Genomic DNA, 751 nt, shown 5'->3' on the forward strand with positions numbered 1-751 from the left:
GTGCTCGCGCTGGAATGGACCGAGATGCTGCGCTGGTACGCCGAGGCGGCCTCGATCGACGCTGAGACCTGGGGCGTGCTGCGCCAGGCACGGAGATCCCCATGACCGGCCGCGGCAATCTCGATGTCAGCCTCAATATCCGGCTGCGCAAATCCGGCGACGGGGCGCGTGCGACCGAGGCCGAGCTGAAGCGCCTGCGGGATGCCACCAAGGGGATCGATACGGCCGGAAGCGGAAAGCTGCAGCGAGAGCTGCGCGCCGCCGGCACAGCGGCCCGGACCGCCGCGGGGGACGTGAAGCGAGTTGCGGACGGCGCCAAGGCCCTGGACGCGGGCGGCGGGGCGCAGCGCCTGGCCGGGGGGCTGGCGGCGGCCGGCAAGGAGGCCCGCCGGGCCGCGGACAGCGTCCGCGCGGTCGACGCCAACATGGCGAAGCTCGCCCGCTTCGGCGAGGGCGGCTTGCCGATGAGCATGAAGGCGCTCGCCGAGCACGCCGCGCAGGTCGAGAGCCATCTGAAGGGAGCCGCCACCGCGCAGGAGCGATTGACCCGCGCCCAGGCCAAGGGCGCGGCGACGCCGGCGGGTGGCGTCACGCCGCCGCCCGGGCCGAACCCGGCCGGCTCGGGCCGACCGCACCCAGCCGGTAGCTCGAGGACGGCCGTCATGTCGCCCGGCTATATCGCCCCGGTCGGCGCGGCCTATGGCGGCAAGCGGATGCTCGATCAGTCCATCGGCTTCGAGAAGGCCTTTGC

1 pseudogene is annotated in these 751 nt (G+C 73.9%); it reads left to right on the top strand.

Annotation, left to right across the window (positions count from 1 at the left end):
* Nucleotides 1-101: 101 nt before the first annotated feature.
* Nucleotides 102-751: pseudogene (locus KL771_RS28250) on the top strand (hypothetical protein); the annotation flags it as partial.

The organism is Prosthecodimorpha staleyi (assembly GCF_018729455.1).
In the GTDB taxonomy this organism is placed as follows: Bacteria; Pseudomonadota; Alphaproteobacteria; order Rhizobiales; family Ancalomicrobiaceae; genus Prosthecodimorpha; species Prosthecodimorpha staleyi.